General features: G+C 66.6%; 17 protein-coding genes, 1 tRNA gene and 1 pseudogene. 10 read left to right on the top strand and 9 right to left on the bottom strand.

All coding sequences use genetic code 11. The features are described 5' to 3' along the window. Positions 1-101: 101 nt before the first annotated feature. Positions 102-239 (top strand): annotated as a pseudogene (locus tag AC0IY1_RS06865) (IS630 family transposase); the annotation flags it as partial. Positions 240-294: 55 nt separating this feature from the next. Here the strand turns inward: AC0IY1_RS06865 and AC0IY1_RS06860 are convergent. The 4 genes from AC0IY1_RS06860 to AC0IY1_RS06845 all read right to left on the bottom strand — a co-directional run bounded on the left by AC0IY1_RS06860 (position 295) and on the right by AC0IY1_RS06845 (position 3564). Next, entirely contained in the window at positions 295-1563 is a 1269-nt protein-coding gene (locus tag AC0IY1_RS06860) for a hypothetical protein (RefSeq protein WP_471768638.1), read from the bottom strand. Between the two features lie 9 nt (positions 1564-1572). Beyond that, positions 1573-1854: a hypothetical protein gene (locus AC0IY1_RS06855; RefSeq protein WP_471768636.1), complete on the bottom strand. Its 282-nt coding sequence runs from the start codon at positions 1852-1854 to the stop codon at positions 1573-1575. Further along, the gene (locus AC0IY1_RS06850; RefSeq protein ID WP_471768635.1) at positions 1851-2732 is read right to left on the bottom strand and encodes a hypothetical protein; all 882 of its coding nucleotides are present in this window, start codon (positions 2730-2732) and stop codon (positions 1851-1853) included. Before AC0IY1_RS06850 ends, AC0IY1_RS06855 begins: the two co-directional genes overlap by 4 nt. A gap of 514 nt (positions 2733-3246) precedes the next feature. After that, on the bottom strand, positions 3247-3564 hold the full coding sequence (locus AC0IY1_RS06845) for a hypothetical protein (protein WP_471768633.1): 318 nt from the start codon (positions 3562-3564) through the stop codon (positions 3247-3249). A gap of 119 nt (positions 3565-3683) precedes the next feature. On the opposite strand from AC0IY1_RS06845, the gene AC0IY1_RS06840 reads away from it, so the two are divergent. Both AC0IY1_RS06840 and AC0IY1_RS06835 read left to right on the top strand, forming a co-directional pair. Further along, positions 3684-4094, top strand: coding sequence for a hypothetical protein (locus AC0IY1_RS06840; RefSeq protein WP_471768631.1), 411 nt, complete (start codon positions 3684-3686; stop codon positions 4092-4094). Positions 4095-4270: 176 nt separating this feature from the next. Further along, entirely contained in the window at positions 4271-4630 is a 360-nt protein-coding gene (locus tag AC0IY1_RS06835; protein ID WP_471768629.1) for a response regulator receiver protein, read from the top strand. Between the two features lie 139 nt (positions 4631-4769). On the opposite strand, the gene AC0IY1_RS06830 is transcribed toward AC0IY1_RS06835, so the two are convergent. Further along, the gene (locus tag AC0IY1_RS06830; RefSeq protein WP_471768628.1) at positions 4770-5411 is read right to left on the bottom strand and encodes a hypothetical protein; all 642 of its coding nucleotides are present in this window, start codon (positions 5409-5411) and stop codon (positions 4770-4772) included. Positions 5412-5478: 67 nt separating this feature from the next. Continuing rightward, the gene (locus AC0IY1_RS06825; protein ID WP_471768626.1) at positions 5479-6363 is read right to left on the bottom strand and encodes a hypothetical protein; all 885 of its coding nucleotides are present in this window, start codon (positions 6361-6363) and stop codon (positions 5479-5481) included. A gap of 218 nt (positions 6364-6581) precedes the next feature. Between AC0IY1_RS06825 and AC0IY1_RS06820 the strand changes: the two genes are divergently transcribed. From AC0IY1_RS06820 to AC0IY1_RS06795, 6 genes are all read left to right on the top strand, one after another. Further along, complete coding sequence (locus AC0IY1_RS06820) at positions 6582-6851, top strand: hypothetical protein (protein WP_471768625.1); 270 nt, start codon at positions 6582-6584, stop codon at positions 6849-6851. Positions 6852-7089: 238 nt separating this feature from the next. Then, a complete protein-coding gene (locus tag AC0IY1_RS06815) occupies positions 7090-7272 on the top strand; it encodes a hypothetical protein (protein ID WP_471768623.1) in 183 nt (60 codons plus the stop codon). Positions 7273-7342: 70 nt separating this feature from the next. Continuing rightward, positions 7343-7540 (top strand): hypothetical protein, encoded by a 198-nt coding sequence (locus tag AC0IY1_RS06810; RefSeq protein ID WP_471768622.1) that lies wholly within the window; start codon positions 7343-7345, stop codon positions 7538-7540. Positions 7541-7616: 76 nt separating this feature from the next. After that, a complete protein-coding gene (locus AC0IY1_RS06805; RefSeq protein WP_471768620.1) occupies positions 7617-7976 on the top strand; it encodes a hypothetical protein in 360 nt (119 codons plus the stop codon). After that, positions 7976-8227, top strand: coding sequence for a hypothetical protein (locus AC0IY1_RS06800; protein ID WP_471768618.1), 252 nt, complete (start codon positions 7976-7978; stop codon positions 8225-8227). The genes AC0IY1_RS06805 and AC0IY1_RS06800 overlap by 1 nt, the downstream gene beginning before the upstream one ends. A gap of 128 nt (positions 8228-8355) precedes the next feature. Next, the gene (locus AC0IY1_RS06795; RefSeq protein ID WP_471768617.1) at positions 8356-8814 is read left to right on the top strand and encodes a hypothetical protein; all 459 of its coding nucleotides are present in this window, start codon (positions 8356-8358) and stop codon (positions 8812-8814) included. Between the two features lie 60 nt (positions 8815-8874). On the opposite strand, the gene AC0IY1_RS06790 is transcribed toward AC0IY1_RS06795, so the two are convergent. After that, positions 8875-9435, bottom strand: coding sequence for a metallophosphoesterase family protein (locus AC0IY1_RS06790; RefSeq protein ID WP_471768615.1), 561 nt, complete (start codon positions 9433-9435; stop codon positions 8875-8877). Between the two features lie 670 nt (positions 9436-10105). Continuing rightward, positions 10106-11716 carry a hypothetical protein gene (locus AC0IY1_RS06785; RefSeq protein ID WP_471768613.1) on the bottom strand — a complete coding sequence of 537 codons (1611 nt, stop codon included), beginning with the start codon at positions 11714-11716 and terminating at the stop codon, positions 10106-10108. A 220-nt stretch (positions 11717-11936) separates the two neighbouring features. Here AC0IY1_RS06785 and AC0IY1_RS06780 point away from each other — a divergent pair. Then, positions 11937-12013 (top strand) — tRNA-Arg (locus AC0IY1_RS06780). Between the two features lie 9 nt (positions 12014-12022). Here AC0IY1_RS06780 and AC0IY1_RS06775 read toward each other — a convergent pair. Continuing rightward, positions 12023-12493, bottom strand: coding sequence for a GIY-YIG nuclease family protein (locus AC0IY1_RS06775; protein ID WP_471768611.1), 471 nt, complete (start codon positions 12491-12493; stop codon positions 12023-12025). Positions 12494-12634: the final 141 nt, after the last annotated feature.

The raw sequence follows: 12634 nt of genomic DNA, 5'->3' as shown, positions 1-12634 counted from the left end.
AGGACCCGCGATACGTCTGCGCGGTCCCGATGCTGCCGCGGGACATCCTCGTTCGGCGTTGTCGTTCGGACCCATGGGGTTTGTCTCCGTCTCGCTTCAAGATGCGAACCGTGGGCGCCCGAACCGTGCCAGCCCTCTGGGCCGCCATCCGCGATGCCTTCGCCCGCTTCACACCAGACGAGTGCCGCAACTGCCTCACCGCCGCCGGATACGAAGACGACTCGGCCGTCGCTACATAGGTGGGAACGGCTCTAGTCCTTCCCTTCGACACTTCCACCCCGGTGCCTTGCGAGATCAGGAGAGCGCGCCAAAAAGCACCAGAGCTTGTCCGCCGCTAGTCACGGTGATTGGGAACAGGGCCTCGTCCTTCAGCTCAGGGATTGCCTTCAGGGCCGAATGGCGCCCGTACAGCGTCGGATCGCTTGCAGACGGGTTGGGCCGGCTGATTTTCGAAACGGCGATGCCTTTCGATGTGAGAGCGGCCTCAATTGCCGGGGATGCCGGTATCCAAAATCGGATGAAATCCAACGTGACACGCTCGAATGCGAACACGGTTCCGCTTCTCCGAGTTCGATAGATGCACCGGTACAGCTTGTCGGGCCGATGTTCCTGGAAGCGAGGATCGGCCGCTACGGCGGCTTGGATGTCCAACCCAAGGCGGCTCGGCACCTTCCGCTCTCGCTTCGTCGCCTTGGAAATGATGGTCTTCGGAGTCGCTGATGGGGCAGCCTTCGCGATTGCCGGCGTCGGGGTCGTCAATGACTGAACCGTACCGGAGCTGATCGGTGCAAGCGCCGCCACCTTGCGGATCATCGTCCGCTTGATCGCGTCGATGATGTCGGGGTTTGTCTTGACGGATAGCTCTGCCCGCGGTCGGCCGGTACCCAGGAAATACTGGACCCGCTCCACGCTCGACGGAGAGGGGTGAAGGCCTACGCAGACTCGTTCCGGATCGAGGGCGCCCTGCTTGACGACCCACGCAAGCCCCTTGGCCGCGGTGGACCCGCAGGAGATCCAGATCGCGTCTGGCAGCGCCCGTACCTCCTCGACCAGGCATCCTTCGAGATAGGACCGCAGGACCGTCGTACGGGTCATCGACGGCTGACCGCTGTAGTTCTCGCCGCCGATCAGCACGGGGTAGCGTAGCGCCGACGTGAAGTGCGCCAGATGGGCATGGGTGTCCCATAGGCGCGCGCAGGTAGGAATGCCGAGACGGCCGTTAAGGCCGACCTCGTCCAGCATGGCGACCAACCCGGTACGCATCGCCCCCGAGAACGAGCCATGAACCTTAGCGGCCGACAGCACGGTCGCGTTGTCGGCACCGGAGAGGATCTGGCGCCGTGCCTCGATCAGGGCCTCCGTCGCCTGGTACTTGCCAGGAGTGATGCCGACGATGACGACCCGGGCGGTGGGGACCACGTGCTCGAAGGGTGCGTACGAGACCTGGAGAGGGCCATCCTCGGACAGGATAAGCTTTCCGCCCAGGGAGACGTCGTCGCGGATCTCCCGTTCGGACGCGGCGGCGATGACATTGCGGAAGCGGGCGAGCATGCTGGTGTTCACGTGGGCTCCTCAGGCGTTCTTGAGACGGTCGGTGCGGTGGGCGATGGTGATGACGCGGCCGGCATCGCCGAGCACGACGTAGATCCCAAGGTGATCCTCGATGCCCCGGTAGACAGCGGTCCCGAGGTAAGACCGGACCGACTTTCGAGCTTTGCGGTCGAGGCTGAAGACATCGGCGCCTTGGTGCCGCTGCACTCGGCCGAACCGCATGATCAGGCCGACGGCGACGCCCGGGATGGCGCGCTGCTGCGCCCGCGATTGGGCGTGCTGGGTGTACCCAGGGCCGGTCATGCCGCGCCTCCCTCGGCCATCTGCCGGCGGAGCCCGAGCTCCATCGCCTTGCCGACGAACAGGGGCACATCGACTTCGAGGGCCTCACCGAAGGTTCGGGCTCTGCCAACGTCCATCCTGCAAATGTCGGCTTCCAGGGCTTCCCAGCTATCCAGCCCAACCTTCTTGAGGAACTCGTCCGACCGGCCTAGCGCGACGCCTGCCTGGCGCCTCGTCAGGGTGACGAGCTCCTCGACGGTGACCGCGGACTTGATGCGTTCCGCGAGGAAGGCGTCCTCCTTCGCGGAGGTCGGGGTCGGGATGAACCCGCGCCGGGACTGGAGCCAGCGCAAGGCAACCTGCCCGTCGATGCGAACCGGCTTTGTGCCCTTGATGGCCTGAAGCCCATTCTCGTCGGCGAGGGAGATGGCATTCCGAACGGCGCCCTCGGACATGTCGGCGAGGAGGGCGATGTCACGGACGGTCAGGTCCCCGTGGTGATCGTCCAATGACCACCGCGCCATCGCCGCGTCGGAGATGATCCGACACAAGCCATCGGACGTCATGAAGATATGGGTTACCTGCGACGCGTTTCCGCCCATCCGAGGCGTGCCTTCCATGAAGGTATGGAGATCCTGCACCTCGCTTCCGTCCGACGCATTCAGCGGGCTCGGGTTGAAGGCGTAGTCGTAGCAGCGGTCGAAGACGCTCGCGATGTCGAAGCGTCTCAGGTCGACGAGCGAGGGACTCAGATTGATGTACTCGCCCGAGTTATCGGTCGGGAACCCGATGAACGCCGTGGCCATCTCCGTTCCCCGTCCGAGCATAATGTGATCGGCCTCGTAGAGGAAAATCGTGCGGAGTTCGTCCCGCATCTCGTCCTTGGTGAACCGCGCCATTTATGATCTCCGTGATGCACATATTCATGCATCGCGGCGCGCCGCTCGTCAACAAAATATGACGTCGATGATTCATACTTTCATTGTCCGATGCGACTGAAGGGCGTCGAAGTCGCTGGCGCGGTAGCGGCTACCCGACCTAAAACAGCATGCTTGCCTAGCTCGACCCAAGGGAAGGTCGCCGACCCATTGCAGTGAGAGCTTGCTGTCATGACAATCTATAAGTTGCAACCGTGGCTCTGCTCTGCATCAGCTCATGGTGAAGGCGCCCTCGAAAGCCTGTGTGGGGAGTCGAACCGGGGCGCATCGAAGCGCACCTCCTCCACGATGAGGGCGAGGACTTCCATCTTCTGCCCGGGGCGCTTGCGCACCAGGGCGGGCGGGTGACCGGGTTTCAGCGTCACCCACGCGTCGTTGGGCTCCTGCATGGCCTGCGCGGTGAACCCGCGCGGCAGGTTGCCGAAGTTGTCCCGGGGCGCCTTCGGACCAGGGACGATGGGGCCGCGCCTTGTCGTTAAGGGGTCACCGGCGCGCCGGGTCCCGCCGGTGACGTGGACGTCGATGTAGCTGGCCGTCCGGTCCTTGATGTAGATGAGGCGCTGGGGTCGCCGCCGTTGGTGCGGACGGCCGCCTTGTAGAAGTCTACGCCCTCCAGCGTGAACGGATTCGGCCTGTCGAAGTCGGTCAGCATCCCCTTCCGGACGGCGCGCACGGCGGCCTCGCCAGCGGCGTTCAGGGCCGCGACGACGGCCGGCTGGAACGCCTTGGCCATGTGCTCGTCGACCTGGTTCTCGAACGAGCGGACGTCGATTTCGAGGGTGATCTGCAACATGCGGGCAGCCTGCGGATGGCGTCCGTAACGGGCAACCCCCGGACGCCATCCGCCGGACACCATCCGGGTTGTCGGTTGCCGACCCGTGGGGGACCATGTTGCAGGACAGGAGCCGCAGCATGTTCGACCTCGAAGCATTCCCGACCCCGACCGACGATTTCGCCCCCGGCATGGTGCCTGAATCTGCGCCGGAGCCGGACGCGTCCGCACCTGCCGAGACGCCATCCGCCCGCGCCGCCGCCTTCCGTCGCGCCGAGGCTGAGCGCAAGAGGAGCGAGCGGGCCAAGCGGAAGGCCGAAGGCGTCCCCGACCCTCGCACCGTGGACGCCGCCATCATCGGTGCCGTCGTCGCCGCCTGCGCCCGCCGGGGACACCCCCGCACCATCGCGCAGACCAAGAGCTTGACCGGGCTCGCCATCACCCTTCAGGACGTCCTCGGCGGGGCGATGCAGGAGCTCGTCGAGACCCGTGGCATCGGCCAGCAGCAGGCCAAGGGTGCGCTGCTCGTGCGCCTCGGCCTCGCTCGCTAGCCGCGGACGGCGTACATCCCACTTTCCGTTACGGTTCACTGTAGTAACGGGGCGCTAACCAAAACACAGGTTGGCGCCCCGTTCTTGTGTCCGGGCCAGGGACAACGCTTGACTCCCCCTTCACGGCGAGTCCGTGAGCTGAGATCGTCGGGCCATCGACGAACCCGGAGGCCCCCATGTCGGCACACAGCATCGCCAGCACATTCGACCGCGGCGGCCTCTGCATCGCGTCCGTTGCCGCTGGATTCGTCGACGACGCCCGGGCCAAGCAGGCCGTCGTCGACGCCGAGCAGGCTGACCGAGACCTGAGCGCCGCCCAGCGTGCAGCCCGCGCCGTCGCCCGTCAGCGTGCCGCCCTCCAGGCCTCCGTCGACGAGAACGCCGCCCTGCGCGCGCAAGTCGCTCGGCTGCAGCGCGAGCTCGCTGCGTCCCGGGCAGCGACCGCGTCGGCCGAGGCGCGGGTCGCCTCCGCCCAGCGCGAGACCGTCCACATCAAGGGGCTGCTCCGCGGGGCCGTTGGCATGCGGGCGGCCTGACGTCATGCCGTGAGATGCTGACGTGATGCTACCGTGTGTGCACAGGGCAAAGGACAACCCCAAAAACGCATGCGTGCACACAAAAAGAGAGGCCCGCCCCGGGATGCCGGGGCGGGCCTCTTTTCGTCCAGTGGCTATGTCAGATGCCGCACTTGAGCTCGTAGCTCGCGTCGTTGATGAGGTCCTCGAAGGCCGCGTCGAACTCCTGGATCTCGGCGCGGCGCTGCGGCGTGATGCGGGCCGCCTGCCCCATGTAGTGACGGTACTCCGCGTCCGTCGCGATCTCGGGCAGTTCCTCGATGAGGCGCTTTCCGGCGAGGTGGGCGGCGACCCGGTGCGCCCCGGCGCGGTGGACGGCCATCATCTCGGCCGCGTTGAGGCTGAGCAGCCAGGCCTTCAGGACGTCGTCGCACTCGGCCAGCACGTTCTCCTCTGGCTCCAGCGTGAACGTCGCCTCCACGAATCGAGCCGCGAGGCGTCCCCGGGCGAGGACGGGATCGAGCTCGACGACCTGCGCGGACATGAGCGCGGGGGCGGCCTCGGGCTTCGGGGCCGGCGCCGAGGACGGTGTCACTGATTCGGCGGCCGGGGCGGCGGACGGTGTCACGGGGGCGGCCCCGTAGCCGATATCGTCTAGGGCGTCCTCGATGGCGGTGCTCGGGGGCGTGGGCATGCCCGAGAATGCCCCCGCGACCCACTTCGTGCCGTCCCACACTTTCTGGGCAGCGGCGGCCATGGTGGCGAGGATGATGGCGATGGCGGCGGCGAGTGTACGGCGCATGGGTGGGGTGATCCTGTCGGTTGCTACGGGTTCGATTGTCTGTGGCGGGATGAAATCAACTAGGCGGCTAGACTTCTGCTGAGCCGAACACCGCGCGCCTGAGCCCGGGTGAGATCTGCTTCCTGTGGGCCCAGACCGCCCTTAGGGCGTGGCTCGCCTCGGCCTGCCCGAGTTCCGGCAGGCTCGCGAGGACGTGGCCGGAGTGTGAGTGGGCCGCTGACCAACCGCGAGCGTTCCGCACCGTGGCCCAATCAGCGTCCATCTCGGACAGCGTCCGGCAGGCCTCGTGGACTGAGGCGCGGACCTCGGCGATTCCGGCGCGCTCCCACCATTCGGCGATCCGCTCCTCGCCCAGACGCTGGGTGACGGTCCGGACGAGGAGCTCGACTTCGTCGACAAGCGCACGGGCGAGACGGGCGTCCCGGTCCGACGGACGGTCTCCGAGTAGCGACTGAGCGAGGCCGCGCTTCCGCTTGTTCCAGGCCCACGCCCGCGTCGAGAGGCAGGTCCGGAGCGCATCTATGGCCTCTGCCCGGACGGCGCCGCCCTCGGCCCATTCCGCCTCCGCCGCGGCGAGGCGTGCGGCTTCCTTCTCGCGCTCCGCCGAATCCGCGAGGGCCTCGGCGTGCGCGCAGGCCTCCTCGACCGCGAGTGGCACCGGCGCCGGGATGGGCTCCCAGCAGCACGGCGTCCGGTCGTCCCAGGAGAAGCCGACGGCGCGCAGTCCCTCGCGGTCGGCGGTGTAGGCCCGGGCGAATCGAGAGGTGTCGCCCTCGGCGTGCCAGAGCGTGCGGCGCCCGTTGCGGGTCTGGCGCTCGCCGGTGCGGCGCCACGCGAGGGCCAGCGCGCCGACGGGGAGCGCCTCGTCGAGGGGGAGCCGATCGTGTGCCGCCGAGGCGGCCGCGGCGGCGACGAGGCCGACAGCGATGATGAAGAGGGCGAGGGTGAACATGGCGGCGTGCAACTCCTGTCAATCGGCTGATTGACTGATTCAAGCACTCCACCCCGCATATTGAAAGGACTCTCAAGCAACGCTGGGTGCGACATCTCGTAATTCGTAATGTGCAAATTGCGAGTTACGAATGCTGAGACTTTCGAAGGAATTCATCGTCTTGCATTTTAGCGGAACAGCCATACCATAACCTTCGTTAATCGCGTCGGAGACAGGGTATGAGCGAGCCACTACGAACGGAGGACGTCGTCGCAAGGCTGAGAGCGGCCTGCATGGCGGCGGGCGGGCAGTCCGCTTGGGCAGCCAGCCACGGGCTGTCGGGTGCTTACGTCAGCGACGTCTGCCGCGGCCGACGCGACCCGGGCGACGGCGTGCTGCGCGGCCTCAGCCTGCAGAAAGAAGTCCTCTACGTGCCGCGCGAGCCCGAGACCGTCACGCTCTATGACGAGGCCGGGATCACCCTCATCGAGGCGGAGGTCCTGCGGTGACGTGCTCCCGATTCATCACCAAGCTTGCCGCGGTCGACGCGCGCGAGACCCGCGCTCGATACGCAGCCGTCCTCAAAGCCGCGAAGGCGCGCGCCGGGTCAGGCCGGTGGGCGGACGAGCGTCTGCAGATCCATGTCGCGACCGCGGAGGCGAGCGTCATGAGTGCCGTGCGAGGCGCCATCGCCAGCATCGAAGCGTCGATGGCTTGGGTCGACCCAAACGAGGGGAAGGAGCGCCCATGACGAAGGCGAGGCGTCCCGCCCGCGTCCTGGCGCGCCCGCAGGACTCCCGCCTCGCCGTCATGGCGGAAGCACGCGACGAAGAGGCGGGCAGCTACCGGCTCCTCATCGTCAAGGCCGAGGGGCACGCCGCCGTCGATGCGGCCCTCGGCCTGATCAAGGCCGCCCTCGGCCAGGCCTGACCGCCCCGTCGCGCGCCCGGCGGCAGGGGCGCTCATCCGGTCACGTCATCCCCGTCACCCTGAGGCAGTCATGAACAAGCACAGCAGCACCGACCGCACGTTCGCCATCCGAACCCTCGGTTACGACGAAGCCCATGTCGTCAAGGCCCGCTCAAGATCAGCAGCGAGGTACCGCTCGTACCTCGCCTTCCATGACGCCACCGGCTTCAAGGGCGACTTCCTCTGGTTCTGCAAGAATTCGCGCGTCGAGGCGATCTCAGCCGTCTGAATCCGCCCCGTCGCGCGCCCGGCAGCAGGGGCGTCCCCGATACTTGAGCAACCCCACATCATGAAGGAGCGCCACCGTGCGCACAGTGAACCTCAACCTCGACGACAGCATCAACCTAACGGACGTCCAGGCGGACGTCGCGACCGGCGTCGCCAAGCTGGACGGTGAGTACATCCGATGGGTGCACGTTATGGCGGCACGCGAGTACACTGTGCCGCTGGCCTACGAGACGACCGCCGAGGATGCCCTGCGCCTCGCTGCGGCGGTCATTGAATGGGACGTCTGGATGACGGAGCGGGCGGACGACCCCTACCAAGCAAAGTGGGGGAAGCTCACGGGGCGGGAGACCATCCGCTCGTTCCTACCAAAGATGCATGCCTGCGAACTCCGCGAGCTTTTCGTGGAGACATACGGCTTGGCGGACGAGGTCAGGTAATGCCGGCTCGCCTCGCAGCGACTGGCGCCTACGTCATCGTCGACCGTCGGTCGCTGCGGGTCGTGAGCCGCCACCCGTCTCTCGCCGACGCCCGGGCAGCCTGGCGTCGGAAGGCCTTCCCCGATCCCGGCCTGATCAAGAACAGGCTCGGCACGTGGGCCGCCCATCACCTCATCATGACCCCGGGCGCCGTCGAGATCGCCCTCCGCCGCCGGGCCTTCGAGACCGCCAAGAGGGCCCGCCAAGCATGACGCCGCAGGTCGCTGTGGACGAAAACCCGGGTTGTTAACCTTGGACCCCCTTTCGACTCCAGCCGCCGCCGCCACGCGGACAGGGTCTCCTCGACGGCCGCGCTGGGCGGCCTGGCGACGAGGACAAGATGAGCAAGCGAAATGTAAAGAAGCAGGAGCCCGAGCTCACGAGCGCACAGCTACAGGACCTCATCAACCTGGCGCAGAAGACGCGCGAATCCATGTCCACGATGGACGGGCCCAACCAGGCGCTCATGCTCCTACGCACATTCAAATTGGCAGATCGCGTCTACGGTCTCTGGCCGGACCCGTCACGTCCGTGCGGATACGCCTACAAGATCATGAAGGGTGAACTCGGCAGTGCTGCCATGCGTCGGGTCGCAAAGAATGATGAGATCAATGTCGCGGGGGTCTTCCAGGAGAGTGAGGACCACGCCGAGCTCACGCGCGAGATCTACGTCGGGCTCGAAACGAGTGGCGATACCTACCCTCAGGCGTACGCGGAGGCCTTCAATTTCTGGATGAACATCGTGCCCGCCCATTTCGAGGACACGAAGGCGCGCATCCGAGTCCACCTGCTCGGCTGAAGTCACGTCCGAGCGACAAAAGGCAGAGGGCCCCGGAGATGATCCGGGGCACCCTTGCTTTCAGGCGTCCTCGCCGTCGTCGTCCTCCGCCTGCCCGAGCCGACGCTCTTCGGGGATCTCCGGCGTCGCGGCGAGGCGCTCCCGGATCTGCCCGAGGGTGACCGGCGCATACGACCACCGATCCACGCCGACGTCGCAGGACTGCGAGGTGTCCGGCAGGAGACCGTGGGTGTGCCCGAACAGTTGGATGGACCCACGCCATGCGCCGGGCCAGGCCCGCATCGGGTAGTGAGCCATGATGATGCGCTGGCCTTCGATGCGGCGCGAGACGAGGTCGTGGACCTCGTGCCACGGCAAGCCCGTGACCCGCGGCTTGTCATGGTTGCCCCGGACAAGGAGCTTGCGCCCCCGCAGGCGCTTGAACACCGCGGCGCAGCGCTCGGGCGACGACCCCATCGCGAAGTCGCCGAGGTGCCAGACCTCGTCGCGAGGGCCGACGACCCCGTTCCAGGCCTGCACGAGCATCTCGTCATGCTCGTCGATGTCGGTAAATGGGCGGCGCGATATGGCGAGGACGCCCTTGTGGCCGAAGTGGGTGTCCGCGGTGAAAAACGTGGTCATCAGGGCAGCCTCCGTGAGGGGGGCTGCGCACGCGCGTCACGCCCCGGGGTTGGGTCTCGTCGGTGAGCGGAAGCGGGCTATTCGTTTCACGGCGGCCTCGGTCGGCTGTTGAGGTGAATGGTCTAGCACGGTCACCTTAAGGAATCCCTGGACCCTTGGATCCTGTGACGCGGTCCGGGGGCCTCCCGTTGCGGAGGTCCTCGAACGCCGCCCGGCACCAGGGGACGTACTGGCTCGGCCCGCGCTTCCCCCACGCTTTCCGGCGCGGGCACATTCGTGTGATCCAACGCAGCACGGTGTCGAGGTCGGCCCCCGGCCCGAGGCGGGCGGCCATCCTCTCGACGCAGTAGTCCCCACGCCTCCGGGGGCACCATGCGCACGTCACGCGCACCCGCCGCTAGGGGAAATCGGCGAGGCTCCGAGGTTCGCGCATTCGATCTTCGCACCCTTTCCCCACTCCAAGCGTTCCCTATTTGTTCTTAAGAACGGAGGGATCAATGCTTAGCTTTCAGGACGTCGCGGACGCTGGGCCCGAGGAGCGCGACGCGGTCATGCGGGCGCTCGCCGAGGACCTGATGGAGGCCTCGGGGCAGCGGCGCGGCGGGAGGGGATTCGCGCGGGCTGAGCGCCCGGCCGACGTCGCCCGGGCGCTAGGACGGGACCGCCGCGCTCAGACCGGGCCGGTCGCGCCTTCTGGTCTGCGCCGCCGACGTTGCCGGGTCGTCCGCCCCTCGGCGTAGGCCCTGGCGGAGGCTGCGCGCCGGCGTGCTTGCTCCGCCGCGGCGTCCTTGATCCCGCGCTGGCGCTGATGCTCAGCGACGAGTTGAGCCTTGAGCTCGGTGCTGTCGGGAAGTTCGACGTCAATCCTGGCTAGCCGCAGCGCCTCGACCCACGCCTCCATCGGCTTGGCCTTCAGGGCTAGCATCTCGTCCCGCGTGTACCGGCGGGTCATGCCGTTGTTGTCGGTGACGTGGAGCAGGTCGCTCTTGGCGTGGTCCATGACGAGGCCCACCAGGTTGGACGAGATCCCGGCCTCTTCCTGAAGGTAGGAGGCAAAGGCCCTCCGGACATCATGGGGCGTTGCCCGGCAGCCGGGCATCGCGGCGACGTCGTGGGTCAGCGTATCTTCGTGGAGGTGCCAGTCAGTCCGGCCCCCAACGCGGCGAGCCCGGACCATCGGGAACATCCAAGGGGACCGCAGCTTGCCTGCTGTCAGGGCGTCCTCGGTGGTGCGCTCAATGTAAGCCTGCGCCCGGCGCCATGCGACCGGGGGCAGGGGGATGGCATGGCTACCGGCGAACGGGTCCCGCGCTGTCGGTGAACCCCTTCCGACCTTCCGATGCCCCTCCCACCAGATCCCCCAGCCCTCGCGCTCGGTCCAGGGCAGGAACTCCTCAACCCGCGCCTTGCAGATCGATAGGCGGCGCTGTGCCGTGAACACGAGGAGCTCGACTGCGAATCCGACGCTATCCACGAGGATGCCGGTCTGAGCGATGGACAGCATGATCGCGACCTCGCTCACGAACGGGAAGTGCTGCCTCGATTTGGTATCCCCGAGCTTCGGTGCCTTGAGTTCCTCCATGGCCTTCCGGGCAGCGCCGCTGAGGCGGACCTGCCCGGGCTCCGCCATCCAGGCCCAGAACCGCTTCGAAACGCGGACGACATCCCGGGCCTGGGACCGCTTTCCCTCTCTCACGAGGCCGGCCACCGCCTCAGCAACATCGGGTGCCTGGATGCGGGAGACGAACCGGTCGTCGAGGGCCCGCATTGCAGGGCAGCCGACGACAGACCTGTAGTTCCGCACGGTGTCAGGCCGGTAGACCTGCGCTGGGCTCTCGGCCTCCGCCTTGAGGTGCGCGACCCAGGCGTCCCGGGCCTGCCTGTATGTCCAGGTCTCAGGGGCGCGGTTCTTCGGCATGTGCGCCGGGACGACCACGGCCTCGCCCTTGGCCGCCTTCGCCACGAGCGCTGCCCTCTTGAGCGCGATCCAGGCTGGGTCTGGGACGCCAGCGCCTTCCTCGACATGGGCACGGACCGCAGCCCCAACGGAGCGAACCTGCACCGGCGTCCAATCGTCCGCGTCGCCCAGGCGGATGCGCAGAGGCTCACCCTCGTGCCGGAACCGCATCGAGTAGACCGCCGCCGTCGGTGTCAGCCGGAGCGTGGCCCCCTCGCACCCGCCGATGCTGACGTCACGCGCCGCCGCCCGGGTCGCACGGGCATCCTTGATCAGGTCCTCGATCTGCTTGCCAGTGAGAACGGCGACGGCTTTCCTGGGCATGCATGGCTCCGAGGTAGGCGTCTGCTCTACCGCGTAGCGCACCCGTAGCAAACGCGATCCGCGCTTCCGGGGTTTTGGATCCCCAGGTTGGGGACCGGCCAGGGTTAATCGAACCTTCCGAAATGCCCCGAAAAGAGGGCTTCTGTAGAGGGGAAACGCGTTGTGACAGAGTCTCTTGATGACAGGTGGCGGGGGGCCTGCTACCACGATTTTGGCGCATGACTCCGTAGCTCAGCTGGATAGAGCAGCCGCCTTCTAAGCGGCAGGTCGTTGGTTCGAGCCCAACCGGGGTCGCCACTCCCTATTTTAAGTGGCTGGAATGCTTGCTGTTTTGTTCGGTGGGACAGTCAATAATCTCGAATGGGCTTCTAGCGGGACAGTAGGCTGAAGCTTTTCGAGCGCAGCAACGCGCCCATAAGCGGCGGCCTGAGCCATCGCCTGAGTGATCTCAGGGACTTCCTTGAACCACTCTCCGTTCCTCCGCGCCGTGCCAAACAGCCGGTGCAGCTCTCGCTCCATCTTCATGGAACCCGGCATTACGACGAGACCCAGAATGGGCGTTGCCATCCCAGTCTTGAGCGCGCCTACCCGAGAGGACGGATCTTCGCTGAACCCGATCTTGATGCCCTGGTCAGTCCGCAGAAAGTAGACGTATCCGGTGCTTTGCTTCGGCCGTTTTGGCGGTCGGGGAGGGGCCGCCACCTTCACAATCACCGCGCCTGCGATCAACGCGTTGTACATCTCCGTGAAGGCCGGAGAATTCCTGTCATCCGGCATTCGGACTTTGTTCTGGCCCGATCTCCGATAGTAAAATCTCGTCGATCCATATCTATCGACGTCGAGTATGACATACTTTGGCAGATTGTGGGCTCTGGGCATTGCCTTCCCTTACTAAGCCAGGCCAGTATATCGCCATTG

It is taken from the genome of Methylobacterium sp. AC690, from assembly GCF_979256535.1.
This window is presented reverse-complemented; position numbering and strand designations above follow the sequence as displayed.